We start from the raw sequence: 15,887 nt of genomic DNA, 5'->3' as shown, positions 1-15,887 counted from the left end.
GACGGTGCCGGGCCCGCCTGGGGGCCCGCCGGGAGCGCGATCGGCGGGGCGGTCTGCTCGGCCGGCGCGGTGCGGACGGTGCGTGGCCGGATCGGCTTCAACGGCAGCGGGCTGACCAGCACCTTGAAGCCGCGGCGCCGCGGAAGGGTGAGCCGGAAGCACGCCCCGTTGCCCGGCTCGCCCCATGCCTCGAGCCGGCCGTTGTGCAGTCGCGCGTCCTCGATGCTGATCGCGAGCCCTAGTCCGGTGCCACCCGAGCGGCGCACCCGCGACGGGTCCGAGCGCCAGAACCGGTTGAACACCAGCTTCTCCTCGCCGGGGCGCAGTCCGACGCCGTAGTCGCGGACGGTGATGGCCACTGCGTCGGCGTCGCCGCGCATCGTCAGGATGACGGCCTTTCCCTCGCTGTGGTCGACGGCGTTCGCGAGCAGGTTGCGCAGGACCCGCTCGACCCGGCGCGCGTCGACGTCGGCGATCACCGGCTCGTCGGGGATGTCGACGATCAGCTCCGTACCGGCGTCGTCGGCGAGCCGCTGCACCGTGTCCACCGCGGCCGCGATCGGCACCGCCACGTCGACCCGCTCGGAGTGCAGCTCGGCGACGCCGGCATCGTGCCGGGAGATCTCGAGCAGCTCCGCGAGCAGGGTCTCGAACCGGTCGAGCTCCGTGACCATCAGCTCGGTCGTGCGCCGCAGCGACGGGTCGAGGTCGTCGGCGGAGTCGTGGATCATGTCGGCGGCCATGCGGACGGTGGTGAGCGGCGTGCGCAGCTCGTGGGAGACGTCCGAGGTGAACTGCCGCTGCAGGTTGCCGAACTCCTCGAGCTGCGTGATCTGCCGCGACAGCGACTCGGCCATGTCGTTGAACGACATGGCCAAGCGCGCCATGTCGTCCTCACCGCGCACGGGCATGCGTTCCTTGAGACGCCCGTCCGCGAACCGGACCGCGATCCGGGCGGCCGAACGCACGGGCAGCACCACCTGCCGCGCCACCAGGAGCGAGATCGCCGCCAGCAGAACGAGCAGCACGAGGCCGCCCGTGAGCAGCGTCGAGCGAACCAGCGAGAGGGTGTTCTCCTCCTGCGTCAGGGGGAACACCAGGTACATCTCGAGCCCGGCCACCGACGAGGAGATCGGCGTGCCGATCACGAGCGACTTGCCGTACCGGCCCGACGAGTCGGTCACCGTGTCGTACTGGTAGCTCGCCTGCCCGGACCGCACGAAGGTCTGCAGTGTCGTCGGGATCTCGGACTCCGATCCGACCACCACCCCGGCGCGGCCCTCCATGCGCGGCACGATCAACACCGGGTCGAACGAGCCCGCGCCCGAGGTGGTCTGGCCGCTGTCGCTGCTGAGGCTGGTGAGGTTGCTGCGTACCGCCCGCAGGGCTGCGTCGATACCGTCGGACCGCACGTCGGCCGAGCTGAGGAACCGCTCGACGGTCTGCTTGGCGCGCGCCGTCTCCTCCTTGGCCGCGCTCAGCTTGGCGTCCAGCAGCTGGTTCGCGATCTGCGACGTGAGCACGAAGCCCAGCATCAGCAGCACCGCGAGGCTGAGGGCGAGCGTCGAGGTCACCACGCGCAGCTGCAGGGAGCGCCGCCAGACCCGTCCGAGGTACGACGGTGTCAGCTTCATCGCCCGCGCGGAACCGCGCGAGACGTCGCCGCGCAGCTGCTGCGTGAGACCCCGACGGCGGATCCGAGCCGTGCGGCGCGCGGCCGTGGCCGACCGGAGCAGACCCTTTCCGCCCCCGCCCGGCACCGCACCGAACACGCCGGGCTCCGCCGCCGCCGATATCGCGACGTCGGGTGCTATCGCCTCGCGGGCGTCGTCGTCGAGTCCGCTCACGCCGGCCCGGCTTTGTAGCCGACCCCCCGCAGCGTGAGCACGATCTCGGGGTTCTCCGGGTCCTTCTCGATCTTCGCGCGTAGCCGCTGCACGTGCACGTTGACCAGGCGGGTGTCGGCCGGGTGCCGGTAGCCCCACACCTGCTCGAGCAGCACGTCGCGGGTGAACACCTGGCGCGGCTTGCGCGCGAGGGTGACCAGCAGGTCGAACTCGGTGGGCGTGAGCAGCACCGGCTCGCCGTCCCGGGTCACCTTGTGCGCGGGCACGTCGATCACCACGTTGCCGATCGCGAGCAGCTCCGCAGGCTCGTCCTCGGTGCGGCGCAGGCGCGCGCGGACCCGGGCCACCAGTTCCTTCGGTTTGAACGGCTTGATCACGTAGTCGTCGGCGCCGGACTCGAGGCCCAGGACCACGTCGACGGTGTCGGACTTCGCGGTCAGCATGATGATCGGCACCGAGCTGTCTGCGCGCAGCACCCGACACACGTCGATGCCGTTCATGCCCGGCAGCATGAGGTCCAACAGCACCAGGTCGGGCCGGAACTCACGCGCCGCGCTCAGCGCCGCCGTGCCGTCGCCGACCACGGCGGAGTCGAAGCCCTCGTTGCGGAGGACGATCGTGAGCATCTCCGCGAGCGCAGGGTCGTCGTCGATCACCAGGATCCGCGATTTCATGCTGTCCATAGTGTCACCCGGGGTCCGTATGTCCGGCTCACGACACCGCCAGTCGCGGGCCGTGTCCAGGCCGTCCCCCGTATCCTCCTGCTTCATGGCGAGACTGGTAGCGATCGAGGGACTCGACGGCGCGGGCAAGAACACCATCACCCGGGCCCTGACCGCCGAGTTCGCGGCGCGCGGCGCCACCGTCGGCTCGCTCGCGTTCCCGCGGTACGGCCGATCGATCCACGCCGATCTCGCCGCGGAGGCGCTGCACGGCGCGCACGGCGACACCGCCTCGTCGGTCTACAGCATGGGTCTGCTGTTCGCACTGGACCGCGCCGATGCACGCGATGAGATCGGCGTGCTGTTGGGCGGCCACGACGTGGTGCTGCTGGACCGGTACGCGGCATCGTCGGCCGCCTACTCCGCGGCGCGGCTGGGCGAGGGCGCCGACGGCGGGGCGGCCGCGTGGGTGGCCGACCTCGAGTTCGGCCGGTTCCGGCTGCCTGTCCCCGACCTGCAGGTGTACCTGGAGGTACCGGCCGCGGTGGCCGCCTCGCGAACGCGGTCGCGGGAGGCCGCGGACGCCTCGCGTGCCCGCGACGCCTACGAGCGCGACGGCGATCTGCAGGAACGTACGGGAGCGGTGTATCGGGGTCTCGCCGCGAGTGGGTGGGTGAGCCCGTGGTACGTGCACGCCGACGGCGACTCCCCCGCCGAGTTGGCCGAGGCGATCGCTGCCTCGTAGTGCCTCGACGTTGGAGCGCGTCGACGTTGCAGAGCTCAGCGCGGCGCGCACGCGTTCACCCGTTCACCCGTTCACCCGTTCACGAAGTGACGGCATCCGCGCGGCGCGGCGCGGCGACGGACTCCCGACGGATGACGTCGGCGGGCAGCAGATGTCGACGGCGCCCCGGCTGGCCGGCCAGGCTCTGCAGTAGCACGGTCGCGGCGCGTGCACCCATGTCGTACGAGGGCCGACGTGCCGCGGTGATCCCGGGTGTGGTGACGGTCATCCAACGGGCGTCGTCGAGGCTGGCCACCGACACGTCGCCGGGAATGCGCAGACCGCGGCGCAGATCTGGGATCGGCCGAGCTACTGCAGCCAGGGCGCGTACGGACCGTGGCGCGCCGTCGACCGGCTGTTGTGTCTGCTGGACCAGGAATCGGTCCCCGCGACCTTCTTCATCCCGGCATGGGTGGTCGAGCACTGGCCGGCGCAATGTCGCCGGATCGTGTCGGCCGGCCACGAGGTGGGCCACCACGGCTACCGCCACGAGAAGTACTGGGACTGGGGTTGACCCCGTTCGGTGGACACCGGTTAAGCGGCTTCCGCCGCCGGTGTCAACGCCTGCGTCTCGAACTCCACCGGGCTGATGTAACCGAGGGCACTGTGCCGCCGACGTCGGTTGTACACGGTCTCGATCCACCCCGCCACCGCGTGGATCGCATCCATGCGGGTGGCGAACTCGTGCCGGTCGTAGAACTCGGTCTTCAGCGTCGACCAGAAACTCTCCTGCTGCGCGTTGTCCCAACACACCCCGGTCCGCCCGACCGACTGTAACACACCCAATTCCGTTGCCACCGTTGCCATCTGATTCGAGGTGTACTGGCAGCCCCGGTCCGCGTGGAACACCACGCCGGCGACCGGCCCGGCCGCGAGATCCCGCAGCGCGACCGCCCGCCGCAACGCCGCCTCCACCACGTCGGTATGCAGCGAATCCGAGAACCCATACCCCAGCACCCGCCGGGAACAGCCGTCCCGCACCGCGCACAGGTACAACCAGCCCTCCCCGGTCCGCAGATACGTGATGTCGGAGGTCCACACCGCGTTGAGCTTCCCACGGTCGAACCGGCGGCCCACCAGATCCGGCAGGCTGTGCACCCGCCCGTCGGCGATCGTCGTCACCGGCGTCCACCGCCGCGGACTGATCCCTTCAATACCGTTCTCCCGCATCACCTTCGCCACAGTCTTCCGGGACACCACCTCCCCGGCCTCACGCAGGTCCGCCAGGATCCGCGGCGCTCCGTTGACCCCGTCCGACGCCGCGTGCGCCGCCGCGACCTTCTCCACCAACTCCGCCCGCCGCCGTGCTCGCGGCCCGGGTCCCGCAGCCCGCGCGGCCTTCCACGCGTAGAACCCCGACCGTGACACCCCCAGCAGGCGAGCCGACCGGCCGACCCCGTACACGGCCTTCTCCGCGTCGATCACAGCGAACGCCTGCTCGGGTTCGAACCCTGCTCGGTCGCGAAGAAGGCCGCAGCTTTTTTCAGGAACTCCCGGTCCATCCGCAGCTCAGCGACCTCCCGCCGCAGGCGATCGAGCTCCGCACGCTCGTCGACGTCCAACGCATCCGGCGGGGCGTCCATCTGCGATCTCGCCACCGCGACCCACCGGCCCAGCAACGCCTCACCGACACCGATCTCCCGGGCGACCTCCGCGATCGTCCGCCCGGTATCGATCACCAGATGCGCAGCCTCCCGCCGATACGCGGGCGTGTAGCTCTTGCGCTTCGCTCCCATACGAACATCCTCCCCCGCCAGGCAGCACCTGCCCAGCCAGTCGGGGTGTCCACCGAACGGGGTCAACCTCAGGACCTCACCGATGCCGAGCAACGCGACGTCATCGCCTCCAGCCAGGAGATATTCGCCGCCGAACTCGGGCGGGCGGCGCGCGGGTTCCGGACACCGTCGGGCGACTGGCGGCCGGGCACCCCACAGCTGCTGGCGGATCTCGGCTTCCGCTACTCCAGCTCCCTGCGCGGGGACGACCGGCCCTATCGGCACCCGGACGCCCCCGGGCTGGTCGAGATCCCGGCCCGCTCCGAGCTGGACGACTACACCAGCCTGGCGTACACCCGCGATCCGGACTGGCCGAGCGGCGGGGCACGGATAGCGTCCTACTCCGAGACCCTTGACACGTGGACCCGCGAATTCGACGGCTACCACGCCTCGGGGCTGGCGCTGGTGATCATCTTCCACCCCACGTTCGTCGGTCGACCCGGCCCGGCGGAGCTGCTGCGCCGCTGGCTGGAGCACGGTCGGCCTCCGGGGAGAACGCACTTACCGGGGCGGCACTGTGGAATGGCGTGGGGATGTGGGACGGCGTGGGGACGACGGGGAGCGCGCCGCAAGCGCGATGCAAGCACAACGCAAGCGAGCGGCAGGCGCGGGCGCCTACGCTCGCCCTACCAGTCACTCCCTCGCTACAACCCACTCCCTCGCTACAACCTCCCTCGCTACAACGGAGCCCACTATGCGCGCACGCATCGCCGCCGTCCTGGCCGCCGCCACGCCCCTCGTCGTATTCGGCACCGGAGTCTTCGGTGCCGGCACCGCATACGCGGCGCCGACCTGCGACCGCGGCCAGACCCTGATCCGCTCGATCGACACCGTCTCGGCCGGGGTCGCGATCTGCCAGTGGCAGGGCGACGGCCGGCTCGAATACCACGGCATGGCGAAGAGCTCCGGCAACATCATCGACCTGCCCGCGAGCAGCCGCAGCGGACCCCGGGGCACCGTGTACTACGCGATCAACAACGGCTACGAATACGACGTCTACCCCGATGGCCTCACAATCCTCAACCCAGACGGTTCGGTCATGAGCTCGGAGCCGGCGCTCTGACGCCGGGGGTCTCCGGAAGACGACCCTGCCACCGTCGCGAACCCGCATATGGACTTCGCGACGGTGGCAGGGTCGTTCTTCGGCGGGCGTTGGTCAACGCGGGCGTGACTCGTCGAGATCATGGACGCGACTCATTGCGGCGCACCAGTTCTCGGCAGGCTGCGAGATCGCGCGCAGGATGTCGAACGCATCTGTGAGTCGCGCCTCGACATTGACGTCGAGAAGCGAACCCGCATGCGCGACTCTGTGGCGCAAGCGCACCAGCCGGTCGACACGGTCGTGCATCGCACGCTGCACGGCTACCGAGTCTCGCGCGACGGGCGAGAAGGCGTGCCGCAACGCGGCCGACCACAGCGGGTCGACCCCGTCGGCACGGCCAGCCGGTCGCAACAGTCTCGCCCACACCCCGAACGACAGTTGGGCAACGACGTCGTCATGCCGCACCGGCTCCCCCTTCCTCGGATGCCCAGGTTCCCTGGTCGACCGGACCCGATCCGCGAGGACATGCGCTTGCGCCAACGCAGGAGCGATCCTTCCCCGCAGCGGTGGCGCGGCGTCCAAGGTCCAGTCGGCTGAATAGAGAACTCCCGTGCGCGGATTCGAACCGCGGGTTGGGTTCCACTCACCCAGCGCACGGTCGAGCGAGTTACGAAGGGAGACCTCGACGAATACGAGCACCTCCTGCAGCGCAGCTCCGATTCGAATGTTCCACAGGTATAAGCGGTGCGATAGCGCGGTCGCCATAGACCTCAGCCAGCTACGGCGCCAGCCGCGCCTCGCTGATCAATACCAGCACAGCCTCGTCACGCACATCATCGACATCCACGACACTGCTCCCCCATGACATGGTTGCCCCGAACCGGACAAATTTCTGATAAGCGATCAGGTCATGGCGAGGGACAGGATTCGTCGTCTCTACAAAGTCGACCGCCCGGGAGTGCGCACTCCCGGGCGGTCGCATGTCTGGGGTCAGATCGGTGAAGATCAGACGGCGACCGGATCCAGGAGCTCGGCGCCGGTCGCGGCGCGGACCTCGTCGCGGGTCACGCCGGGGGCGGTCTCGGTCAGCACGAGGCCGTCGTCGGTGACGTCGAGCACCGCGAGGTCGGTGACGATGCGCTGGACGCAGCCGCGGCCGGTGAGCGGGAGCGTGCACTCGGTGAGGATCTTCGGGGCGCCCTTGCGGGTGCAGTGCTCCATCATCACGATCACGCTGCCCGCGCCGTGCACCAGGTCCATCGCGCCGCCCATTCCCTTGACCATGTGTCCTGGGACCATCCAGTTCGCGAGGTCGCCGCGGGCGCTGACCTGCATCGCGCCGAGCACGGCGACGTCGACCTGCCCGCCGCGGATCATGCCGAACGACGCGGCCGAGTCGAAGTAGGACGCACCCGGCAGGACCGTGATGGTCTCCTTGCCGGCGTTGATCAGCTCGGGGTCGAGCTCGTCCTCGGTGGGGTACGGGCCCACGCCGAGCACGCCGTTCTCCGAGTGCAGGACCACGGTGACGTCGTCGGGGATGTGGCCCGGCACCAGCGTCGGCATGCCGATGCCGAGGTTGACGTACTGGCCGTCCACCAACTCGCGCGCCACGCGCGCGGCCATCTCGTCTCTGGTCAGTGCCATTGAGTCGCTCCTGGTTCGTGAGTGCTACTGAGCGGTGCGGACGGTCCGCTGCTCGATGCCGACGGTGACGGGCCCGACCTCCACGACGCGCTGCACCTGGATGCCGGGGGTGTGGACGTTCTCCGGGTCGATCTCCCCGGGCTCGACGAGGTGCTCGACCTGCGCGATGGTGATCCGGCCCGAGGCGGCCGCGTTGGGGTTGAAGTTGCGTGCGCTGCGCCGGAACTGCAGGTTGCCGTGCCGGTCGCCCTTCCACGCGTGGACCAGCGCGAAGTCGGCGACGATGCCGTGCTCGAGCACGTAGGTCACCCCCCCGAACTCACGGGTCTCCTTCGGTGGACTGGCGACGGCGATCCCGCCGGTGCCGTCGTACCGCAGCGGCAGGCCACCGTCGGCGACCTGGGTTCCCACCCCCGCCGGTGTGAAGAACGCCGGGATTCCGGCGCCGCCGGCGCGCATACGCTCGGCCAGCGTGCCCTGCGGGGTCAGCTCGACCTCGAGCTCACCCGAGAGGTACTGGCGGGCGAACTCCTTGTTGGAGCCCACGTAGCTCGAGACGGTGCGCCGGATCCGGCGGCGCTCGAGCAGGACACCGAGCCCGAAGCCGTCGGTGCCGCAGTTGTTGCTGATCACCTCCAGGTCGCGCGCGCCTTGATCGAGAAGGGCTGCAATGAGGATCTCGGGCACGCCGACCAGCCCGAAGCCGCCGACCGCGATGCTTGCGCCGTCTGCGATGTCCGCCACCGCCGCAGCTGCGGAAACCACTGTCTTGTCCATGCCGGAGAACTGTAGCAGTCTTGTGCGCATTCCGCACTAGCGTTCGCATCTCGAACATTTTTCGTCGATACTGTTGCGCCGATCACGCCCTGCCACGTATCGTGTTCACATGCCGAATGGTCGTCCGCAATACGAACCGGTGGCTCGCGAACATCGAGCCGGCAGCCCCAGCCCCCTTTTCGTCCCCCACATGGATGCCGAGGTCACCTCATGACAAACACCGCCGACCAGACCGCAGCCGCGAGCACGTTGGTCCTGCCCCCGTCGTACGCGCCGGCCGCGAACTCGAACGGCCCCGTCAACGCGCAGCGCGACTTCCGCGACTACCGGACCACCACGCTGCGCAACCCGAAGCATGACCTGCATCTGATCCCGCAGCGGCTCACCGAGCTGACGGGCCCGGTGCTGGGCGAGGGGCGGGTCACCGCGGACGACGCGAACCTCACACTGTGGAACGGTGGCGAGGCGGTCGGGCAGCGGATCATCGTGCACGGGCGCGTGTTGGACGCGGACAACCGCCCGGTGCCCGGTGTGCTGCTGGAGATCTGGCAGGCGAACGCGGGCGGCCGATACCGCCACAAGGTCGACGTCTTCCCCGCGCCGCTGGACCCGCACTTCAACGGCGTCGGACGCACGGTCACCGACGAGCAGGGCCGGTACCGGTTCCTCACCATCAAGCCCGGGATGTACCCGTGGGGCAACCACGTCAACGCCTGGCGCCCCGCGCACATCCACTTCTCGCTGTTCGGCCGAGCGTTCACGCAGCGTCTCGTCACGCAGATGTACTTCCCGGACGACCCGATGTTCTTCCAGGACCCGATCTACAACTCGGTGCCCGACGGCTCGCGCCAGCGCATGGTGTCCGAGTTCGACTACGCGTCCACCGAGGACAACTGGGCGGCCGCCTATCGTTGGGACATCGTCCTGCGCGGCGCCAAGCAGTCCGTCTTCGAGAACTGACGCGTTCGACAGCCACGACATCAAGGAGCGCTGAGCACATGGCCGACCTGCACCTGCCCAATCCCGCCGCCGACCCGAGCCTGGACGTCGAGCGGATCTACTCCCCCCTCACGCCGCCGAACCCCGAGACGCGGCCCTCCAACCCCGTGTATCCGGTCCATCCCGGCACGTACGAGACCGTCGAGTTCGCGCCCACGCCGTCGCAGACGGTGGGCCCGTACTGGTCGATCGGCCTGTACATCGGCGATGGTGGCGAGGTGGTCCCCGAGGACGCCGAGGGCGCGCTGCTCATCGAGCTGACCGTGCTCGACGGTGCCGGCGACCCCATCGCGGACGTGCTGCTCGAGACCTGGCAGGCCGACGCCGCCGGCCGGTTCAACCACCCCGACGACCCGCGCGGCGCGGCCGAGCCCACCCCACCGGGTTTCCGCGGCTTCGGCCGGATCATCGTCGACCAGCACGGCACCGGCCTCGTGCGCACCGTCAAGCCCGGCGCGCTCCCCGCGGAGGACGGCCTCGTCGAGGCGCCCCACATCGATCTCGGCGTGTTCGCCCGCGGCATGCTCGAGCGCCTCTTCACGCGCATCTACTTCCCCGACGAGGCGGCCGCCAACGCCGCCGACCCGGTCCTGGCATCGCTCCCCGAGTCCGAGCGCGGCAAGATCATCGCCACCAAGACCGACACCGGCTACAAGATGACGATCTACGTCCAGGACGACCGGGGCCGCGAGACCCCGTTCTTCGCGATCTGACGGCCTGGGGGCTTGCAAAGGTGACGTCTGAGCTGTTCGACCCGCTGTACGGGATCGACGCCGTGGCCGACACCGTCGACGACGGTGCCTGGCTGCGCGCGATCGTCGCCGTCGAGGCGGCCCTGTCGCGCGCCCTCGGCGACGCCGGCGCGGCGGAACGGGCCGACGCCGACGCCGCGGCCGCCCTTGCGGGGGCGCTGGAGCTCGACCCGGCGGAGATCGGCCGCGACTCGGTCTCGGGCGGCAATCCCGTGATCCCCGTGGTGAATCGGTTGCGGGCCGCTGCCACGGCGGCCGGGCTGCCGAGCGGCTCGGTGCATCGCGGCGCGACGAGCCAGGACGTCATGGACACCGCCCTCGTGCTGTTGATCCGGGACGCCTCGGCCCGGGTCGCCGACCGGCTCTGGGCTGGATCGGATCACGCGGCAGGACTGGCGCGTGCGCACCGCGATACCCCCGCCGCGGCACGCACGCTGGGCCAGCAGGCGCTCCCGACCACCTTCGGCGCACTGGCGTCGGGATGGGCGCTGGGGCTCGCGGAGGCCGCAGCCGACGTCGCCGCCGCAGCAGCCGCGCTGCCCGTCCAGTTCGGTGGGGCCGCAGGTACTCTCGCGGCACTGTACCCACACGGGCTCGACGTGGCCGACGCCCTCGCCGATCGCCTGGGCCTGCCGCGCCAGGTCACCGTGTGGCACACACGACGCCGCCCGCTACACCTGGTGGCCGGCGCCCTCGGCTCGGCCTGCGGGACCGTGTCCAAGGTCGCGACCGACGTGGTGCTCATGGCGTCGACGGAGGTCGGCGAGGTCGCCGAGGCCTTCCCCGGTGGATCGTCCGCCATGCCGCACAAGCGCAATCCCACGGCAGCGGTGACGGCGCGGGCCGATGCGCGCCGCGCGCCGGGGCTGGTGGCGACGCTGCTCGCGTCGTCCGATCACGAGTTCGCCCGGGCCGCCGGTCCATGGCACGCGGAGTGGCCGACGGTGACGGAGCTGCTACGCGTGACCGGCGGGGCGGCGGCACGCCTGGCGGTCTCGCTCGACGGCCTGGTAGTACACACCGACGCGCTGGCGCACAACCTCGACATCACCCGGGGCGCGCTGCTCGCCGAGCGGGTGACCGGCGCGCTGGCGCCGTACACCCCCGACGCGCGGCGCATCGTCACGGACGCCTGCCTGTCCGGTCTACGACTCGACACCGTCGATGCGATCACCACGCACGTCCCGGCCGACCACGTGCGCGAACTGCTCGATCCCGCAGGCTATCTCGGGCATGCGGGCGATCTCGTCGACCGGGCTCTGGCCCGGGTCGCGCAGCTGCGCCGCACGACGACCACCATCACGAAGGAGACCCAGCAGGCATGAGCGATTCCGGCACAGTCGAACTCGCCTACGAGCGCCGCGGCCCCGCAGGTGCCACCCCGATCGTGTTCCTCGGCTCCCTCGGCTCCGACCGGGCGATGTGGCTGCCGCAGGTCTCGGGGCTGTCGGCGGACCACGACACCGTCGCCGTCGACCTGCGCGGTCACGGCGAATCCCCGGTCCCCACAGGGCCTTACACCGTTTCCCAGCTCGCCGGCGACGTGGCCGCGCTGCTCGGCCGCCTCGGCATCGAGTCGGCGCACGTCGTGGGGCTGTCGCTGGGCGGTGCGGTGGCCCAACAGCTCGCGATCGACCACCCGGGACCGGTCCGTAGCCTCACGCTGCTGTGCACCTCGGCGCGATTCGGCGAGCCCGCGGGGTGGACCGATCGGGCAGCGGCCGTGCGGGCGGATGGAACCGGCTCGATCGCGGCCGCGGTGGTGGGCCGGTGGTTCACCGCCGCACTCGCGCACCGGGATCCGCCGCTCGTCGAGCGGATGCGGGAGATGGTCACCGGCACGCCCGACGAGGGCTACGCCGCATGCTGCGAGGCACTGGCCGTGTTCGACTCGCGTGCCGACCTCGGCCGGATCACCGTGCCCACGTTGGTGATCGGCGCCATCGAAGACCCCGCGACGCCGCCCGAACACCAGCGGCTGCTCGCCGACGGCATCGTCGGCGCCCGGCTGCGGGTGCTCGACCATGCCGCACACCTCGCGTCGTACGAGCAGGCGGGCGCGGTGACGGCGGCCATCCGCGAGCACGTCGACGGTGCCGAGCAGCGCTCCGTCGCCTACGCGACGGGGATGCGCAACCGCCGGTCCGTACTCGGCGACACGCACGTCGATCGGGCGGTCGCGAAGACCACGCCGCTGACGGCGATCTTCCAGGACTTCATCACCCGCACCGCGTGGGGCGACGTGTGGGAGCGCCCCGGACTCGACCACGAGACCCGCCGGCTGCTGACCATCGCGATCCTCACCGCCGTCGGCAACGAGCACGAGCTCGACATGCACATCCGCGCCGCGCTGCGGGCCGGGATGGACGCCGATCGGATCGCGGAGGTGTTGCTGCACACGGCCGTATACGCGGGCGTGCCGAACAGCAACCGAGGGTTCGCGATGACCGCGGCGGCGGTCGCCGACCTCGCCGCGCAGGCTGCCCTCGACGCGCAGACAGCCGCCGCGCAGGCTACCGGGTAGGGGCCGAGACGATGCCCGCTGACCAGTCCCCGGACTACGTGCAGTCCCTCGCGCGTGGGCTGGCCGTGATCCGAGCGTTCGGCGCCGACGCGCCGCGGCAGACGCTCACCGACGTCGCGAAGGCGACGGACCTCTCGCGCGCCACCGCGCGGCGGTTCCTGCTGACTCTGACCGAGCTCGGCTATGTCGCCACCGACGGCTCGGCGTTCTGGCTCACGCCCCGGGTGCTCGATCTGGGGTACAGCTACCTGTCGAGTCTGTCGTTGCCCGAGATCGCCGGGCCACACCTGGAGACGCTGTCGGCCCGCGTGCACGAGTCGAGCTCGGTGTCGATCCTCGACGGCCGAGACATCGTGTACGTGGCGCGAGTCCCGGTGAGCCGCATCATGACCGTGGCGATCACCATCGGCACCCGCTTCCCCGCGCACGCGACGTCGATGGGCCGCGTCCTACTCGCCGGTCTACCGCCGGCCGAGCTCGACGAGTACCTCGACCGCTTCGATCCGGAGCCGCTGACCCGCCGCACGGTCGCCGATCCCGGCGAGCTCCGCGCCGCGCTCGACACCGTCCGCGCCGACGGGTACAGCCTGGTGGACCAGGAGCTCGAGGCAGGGCTGCGGTCCATCGCGGTGCCGGTCCGCGACCGGGCCGGCGCCACCGTCGCGGCCGTGAACCTGTCCACGCAGGCCAACCGCTACGCGCCCGCGCAGATGCGTAAGGATCTGCTGCCGCCGCTGCTGGAGGCAGCCCAGGCGATCACCGGCGACCTCGCCAGGGTCGGCTGACCGAACCCGATCTCCCGAATCACTTCGCACCACCTGAGAATTGGAGAACACCCATGCCCGATGCCGTCATCTGCTCGCCGCTGCGAACCCCCGTCGGCCGGTTCGGCGGGTCACTCGCGTCCGTGCCCGTGCAGAAGCTGGCCGCCGACGTACTCACCGCAATCCTCGAGCGCACCGGGCTCGACCCGGCGCGCGTCGAGGACGTGATCCTCGGCCAGGCGTCGCCCAACGGCGAGGCCCCCGCCCTGGGCCGCGTCGCAGCGCTCGACGCGGGGCTGCCGATCGAGGTCCCCGGCATGCAGATCGACCGCCGCTGCGGCTCCGGCCTGCAGGCCGTCACGCTCGCCGCGATGCAGGTACAGACCGGCGTCGCCGACCTCCTGATCGCGGGCGGCGCGGAGTCCATGAGTCGCACCGAGTTCTACACGGACAAGATCCGATTCGGCGTGAAGGCCCCGTCCGTGGGTCTCGACGACCGCCTTGCGCGGGCCCGCGTCACCGCCGGCGGCGACCGCTACCCGGTGCCGGGCGGCATGATCGAGACCGCCGAGAATCTGCGTGCCGAGTACGGCATCACCCGCGAGGAGCAGGACGCGCTCGCCGTCGCCTCGCACCACCGCGCCGCCGCCGCGCAACGCGCGGGCCGGTTCGCGAACGAGCTGGTGCCCGTGACGGTTCCGGGGCGGAAGGGCGACACGGTGGTCGACACCGACGAGCACCCCCGCGCCGACACATCGATGGAGGTGCTCGCGAAGCTGCGCCCGATCCGCGCGAAGATCGACCCGGAGTCGACGGTGACCGCCGGCAACTCGAGCGGGCAGAACGACGGTGCCGCCGCCGCCATCGTCACGACGCCCGAACTGGCCGAGCAACTGGGGCTGCGCCCTCTGGCCGTGCTGCGGTCGTGGGCGGTGTCGGGCGTCGCGCCCGCGACGATGGGCATCGGCCCCGTGCCGGCCAGCGCGAAGGCGCTCGGCCGAATCGGCCTGACGCTGGCCGACATCGGCGTGATCGAGCTGAACGAGGCGTTCGCGGCGCAGGCTCTCGCGGTGCTCAAGGCGTGGGGGATCTCGCCCGAGGACGACCGCGTGAACCCGAACGGTTCCGGGATCTCCCTCGGCCACCCGGTCGGCGCGACCGGCGGCCGGATCCTGGCGACCCTGCTGGGCGAGATGGACCGGCGCGAGGCCCGATACGGCCTCGAGACCATGTGCATCGGCGGCGGGCAGGGCATCGCGGCGGTGTTCGAGCGCGTCCGGTAACCCGGCATGACCCTGTCGAGCGGCACCGTCGCCCCCGGCGCGCCGACGCGGACGGCGACCGGTTCGGTCACCGTCCGCGCCCTGCGGCTGCTCGAGTCGTTCACCGCCGAGCGGCCCGAGCTGTCGCTGAGCGAGCTCGCTCGGCGGTCCGGAACCCCGCTCTCGACCGTGCACCGGCTGGTCGGCGACCTCATGGAATGGGGTGCGCTGGAACGTGATCCGTCGACTGGACGGATCCGCGTCGGTCTGCGGCTGTGGGAGGTGGCGTCGCTCGCGCCGCGCGCGCTATCGCTCCGCGAGGCGGCCATCCCCGTGCTGGAGGACGTCGCCGCGGTGACCCACGAGAACGTGCAGCTGGGCGTCCGCGAGGGCGACGAGGTGGTGTTCGTGGAGCGCATCCGTGGTCGGCGCTCTGTGCGGCTGCTCACCCGCGTGGGCGGCCGATTCGCGTTGCCGCCCACCGGGATCGGGCTGGCGCTGCTCGCGCACGCACCCGCCGACGTCCAGGAGCGCGTCTGCGCCGGCCCCCTGCGTCGTTTCACGCCGTACACCGTCACCGACCCCGTCAGGCTGCGCGCGATGCTCGCCGAGGTCCGCCGCAGCGGCGTCGCCGTGAGCGACCGTCAGGTCACCGACGACGCCGTGTCCGTCGCAGCTCCCGTCTTCGACCGCAGCCGCGCAATCCGCGCCGCGGTGTCCGTGGTCGTGGAGGCTGACACCGGCCGGCCCGCGCAGCTCACCCCTCTCGTGCGCGCGGCGGCGCTGTCGATCGGCCGCGCGCTCGGTTGACCATGTGCACCGTTACGTCGGCCGACGTCCCGAACATGTGCACCGTTACGTCGGCCGACATCCCGAACATGTGCACCGTCACGTCGACCCACTGCCGATAAACCGTTCTATTTTTGGGCCCTCCTGACATATGTGTGGGTCAGTTCCGGCCGGGGAGGGTGGGGCGGTGACCGCCGAGGCTGAGCATGGCGAGGGCGATGAGGGAGTCGGGGCTGTGGAAGCCGAACGCCATCCGGGCGATG

The 15,887-nt window shown here is 71.0% G+C and carries 18 protein-coding genes; 10 read left to right on the top strand and 8 right to left on the bottom strand.

Annotated elements, in window-relative coordinates; translation table 11 throughout:
* Together mtrB and mtrA are read right to left on the bottom strand one after the other, a co-directional pair.
* On the bottom strand, positions 1-1,634 hold a 1,634-nt coding region (gene mtrB, locus ABD908_RS23105), incomplete at its 3' end, for an MtrAB system histidine kinase MtrB (RefSeq protein ID WP_345000447.1).
* Positions 1,635-1,843: 209 nt separating this feature from the next.
* On the bottom strand, positions 1,844-2,530 hold the full coding sequence (gene mtrA, locus ABD908_RS23100; protein ID WP_345000441.1) for an MtrAB system response regulator MtrA: 687 nt from the start codon (positions 2,528-2,530) through the stop codon (positions 1,844-1,846).
* Positions 2,531-2,615: 85 nt separating this feature from the next.
* Between mtrA and ABD908_RS23095 the strand changes: the two genes are divergently transcribed.
* On the top strand, positions 2,616-3,254 hold the full coding sequence (locus ABD908_RS23095; RefSeq protein ID WP_345000439.1) for a dTMP kinase: 639 nt from the start codon (positions 2,616-2,618) through the stop codon (positions 3,252-3,254).
* A 79-nt stretch (positions 3,255-3,333) separates the two neighbouring features.
* Here ABD908_RS23095 and ABD908_RS23090 read toward each other — a convergent pair whose 3' ends face one another.
* Entirely contained in the window at positions 3,334-3,573 is a 240-nt protein-coding gene (locus tag ABD908_RS23090) for a substrate-binding domain-containing protein (RefSeq protein WP_345000445.1), read from the bottom strand.
* Between the two features lie 12 nt (positions 3,574-3,585).
* On the opposite strand from ABD908_RS23090, the gene ABD908_RS23085 reads away from it, so the two are divergent.
* The gene (locus tag ABD908_RS23085) at positions 3,586-3,807 is read left to right on the top strand and encodes a polysaccharide deacetylase family protein (protein ID WP_345000443.1); all 222 of its coding nucleotides are present in this window, start codon (positions 3,586-3,588) and stop codon (positions 3,805-3,807) included.
* Positions 3,808-3,827: 20 nt separating this feature from the next.
* Here ABD908_RS23085 and ABD908_RS23080 read toward each other — a convergent pair.
* Positions 3,828-5,050 (bottom strand): IS3 family transposase gene (locus ABD908_RS23080; protein ID WP_385924446.1). Its coding sequence is split into 2 segments (ribosomal slippage): positions 3,828-4,777 and positions 4,777-5,050, totalling 1,224 coding nucleotides; the frame shifts between segments, so codons are not numbered across the junction.
* Between the two features lie 712 nt (positions 5,051-5,762).
* On the opposite strand from ABD908_RS23080, the gene ABD908_RS23075 reads away from it, so the two are divergent.
* Positions 5,763-6,131, top strand: coding sequence for a hypothetical protein (locus ABD908_RS23075; RefSeq protein WP_345000437.1), 369 nt, complete (start codon positions 5,763-5,765; stop codon positions 6,129-6,131).
* A gap of 93 nt (positions 6,132-6,224) precedes the next feature.
* Here ABD908_RS23075 and ABD908_RS23070 read toward each other — a convergent pair whose 3' ends face one another.
* The 3 genes from ABD908_RS23070 to ABD908_RS23060 all read right to left on the bottom strand — a co-directional run bounded on the left by ABD908_RS23070 (position 6,225) and on the right by ABD908_RS23060 (position 8,534).
* Positions 6,225-6,875, bottom strand: coding sequence for a hypothetical protein (locus ABD908_RS23070; protein WP_345000436.1), 651 nt, complete (start codon positions 6,873-6,875; stop codon positions 6,225-6,227).
* Between the two features lie 240 nt (positions 6,876-7,115).
* On the bottom strand, positions 7,116-7,757 hold the full coding sequence (locus tag ABD908_RS23065) for a CoA transferase subunit B (RefSeq protein ID WP_345000434.1): 642 nt from the start codon (positions 7,755-7,757) through the stop codon (positions 7,116-7,118).
* A 24-nt stretch (positions 7,758-7,781) separates the two neighbouring features.
* Positions 7,782-8,534: a CoA transferase subunit A gene (locus ABD908_RS23060; RefSeq protein WP_345000432.1), complete on the bottom strand. Its 753-nt coding sequence runs from the start codon at positions 8,532-8,534 to the stop codon at positions 7,782-7,784.
* Positions 8,535-8,744: 210 nt separating this feature from the next.
* Between ABD908_RS23060 and pcaH the strand changes: the two genes are divergently transcribed.
* Genes pcaH through ABD908_RS23025 form a run of 7 tightly spaced genes read left to right on the top strand, consistent with a single transcriptional unit; the run spans position 8,745 to position 15,645 of the window.
* A complete protein-coding gene (gene pcaH / locus ABD908_RS23055) occupies positions 8,745-9,494 on the top strand; it encodes a protocatechuate 3,4-dioxygenase subunit beta (RefSeq protein WP_345000430.1) in 750 nt (249 codons plus the stop codon).
* A 38-nt stretch (positions 9,495-9,532) separates the two neighbouring features.
* Complete coding sequence (gene pcaG / locus ABD908_RS23050) at positions 9,533-10,246, top strand: protocatechuate 3,4-dioxygenase subunit alpha (RefSeq protein WP_345000428.1); 714 nt, start codon at positions 9,533-9,535, stop codon at positions 10,244-10,246.
* Between the two features lie 20 nt (positions 10,247-10,266).
* The gene (locus ABD908_RS23045) at positions 10,267-11,610 is read left to right on the top strand and encodes a lyase family protein (protein WP_345000426.1); all 1,344 of its coding nucleotides are present in this window, start codon (positions 10,267-10,269) and stop codon (positions 11,608-11,610) included.
* Complete coding sequence (gene pcaDC, locus ABD908_RS23040; protein ID WP_345000424.1) at positions 11,607-12,809, top strand: bifunctional 3-oxoadipate enol-lactonase/4-carboxymuconolactone decarboxylase PcaDC; 1,203 nt, start codon at positions 11,607-11,609, stop codon at positions 12,807-12,809. Before ABD908_RS23045 ends, pcaDC begins: the two co-directional genes overlap by 4 nt.
* A gap of 11 nt (positions 12,810-12,820) precedes the next feature.
* The gene (locus tag ABD908_RS23035) at positions 12,821-13,594 is read left to right on the top strand and encodes an IclR family transcriptional regulator (RefSeq protein WP_345000422.1); all 774 of its coding nucleotides are present in this window, start codon (positions 12,821-12,823) and stop codon (positions 13,592-13,594) included.
* A 53-nt stretch (positions 13,595-13,647) separates the two neighbouring features.
* The gene (locus ABD908_RS23030) at positions 13,648-14,856 is read left to right on the top strand and encodes an acetyl-CoA C-acetyltransferase (RefSeq protein ID WP_345000420.1); all 1,209 of its coding nucleotides are present in this window, start codon (positions 13,648-13,650) and stop codon (positions 14,854-14,856) included.
* A 6-nt stretch (positions 14,857-14,862) separates the two neighbouring features.
* Positions 14,863-15,645 carry an IclR family transcriptional regulator gene (locus ABD908_RS23025; protein ID WP_345000418.1) on the top strand — a complete coding sequence of 261 codons (783 nt, stop codon included), beginning with the start codon at positions 14,863-14,865 and terminating at the stop codon, positions 15,643-15,645.
* 139 nt (positions 15,646-15,784) lie between these two features.
* Here the strand turns inward: ABD908_RS23025 and ABD908_RS23020 are convergent.
* Positions 15,785-15,887, bottom strand: a 103-nt coding sequence (locus tag ABD908_RS23020) for a hypothetical protein (RefSeq protein WP_344992318.1), incomplete at its 5' end; no start/stop codon positions are given.

The organism is Tsukamurella soli (assembly GCF_039541155.1).
Lineage (GTDB): Bacteria > Actinomycetota > Actinomycetes > Mycobacteriales > Mycobacteriaceae > Tsukamurella > Tsukamurella soli.
Note: the sequence above shows the minus strand (reverse complement) of the source record. Positions and strands in the feature narration are given on the sequence as shown.

Excerpts from the sequence above, each read along its gene's own strand:
- ABD908_RS23075 (WP_345000437.1), top strand. The coding sequence starts at position 5,763 with ATGCGCGCACGCATCGCCGCCGTCCTGGCCGCCGCCACGCCCCTCGTC.
- ABD908_RS23030 (WP_345000420.1), top strand. The coding sequence starts at position 13,648 with ATGCCCGATGCCGTCATCTGCTCGCCGCTGCGAACCCCCGTCGGCCGG.
- pcaDC (WP_345000424.1), top strand. The coding sequence starts at position 11,607 with ATGAGCGATTCCGGCACAGTCGAACTCGCCTACGAGCGCCGCGGCCCC.
- pcaH (WP_345000430.1), top strand. The coding sequence starts at position 8,745 with ATGACAAACACCGCCGACCAGACCGCAGCCGCGAGCACGTTGGTCCTG.
- mtrA (WP_345000441.1), bottom strand. The coding sequence starts at position 2,530 with ATGGACAGCATGAAATCGCGGATCCTGGTGATCGACGACGACCCTGCG.
- ABD908_RS23035 (WP_345000422.1), top strand. The coding sequence starts at position 12,821 with ATGCCCGCTGACCAGTCCCCGGACTACGTGCAGTCCCTCGCGCGTGGG.
- ABD908_RS23065 (WP_345000434.1), bottom strand. The coding sequence starts at position 7,757 with ATGGCACTGACCAGAGACGAGATGGCCGCGCGCGTGGCGCGCGAGTTG.
- ABD908_RS23025 (WP_345000418.1), top strand. The coding sequence starts at position 14,863 with ATGACCCTGTCGAGCGGCACCGTCGCCCCCGGCGCGCCGACGCGGACG.
- ABD908_RS23060 (WP_345000432.1), bottom strand. The coding sequence starts at position 8,534 with ATGGACAAGACAGTGGTTTCCGCAGCTGCGGCGGTGGCGGACATCGCA.
- pcaG (WP_345000428.1), top strand. The coding sequence starts at position 9,533 with ATGGCCGACCTGCACCTGCCCAATCCCGCCGCCGACCCGAGCCTGGAC.
- ABD908_RS23095 (WP_345000439.1), top strand. The coding sequence starts at position 2,616 with ATGGCGAGACTGGTAGCGATCGAGGGACTCGACGGCGCGGGCAAGAAC.
- ABD908_RS23070 (WP_345000436.1), bottom strand. The coding sequence starts at position 6,875 with ATGGCGACCGCGCTATCGCACCGCTTATACCTGTGGAACATTCGAATC.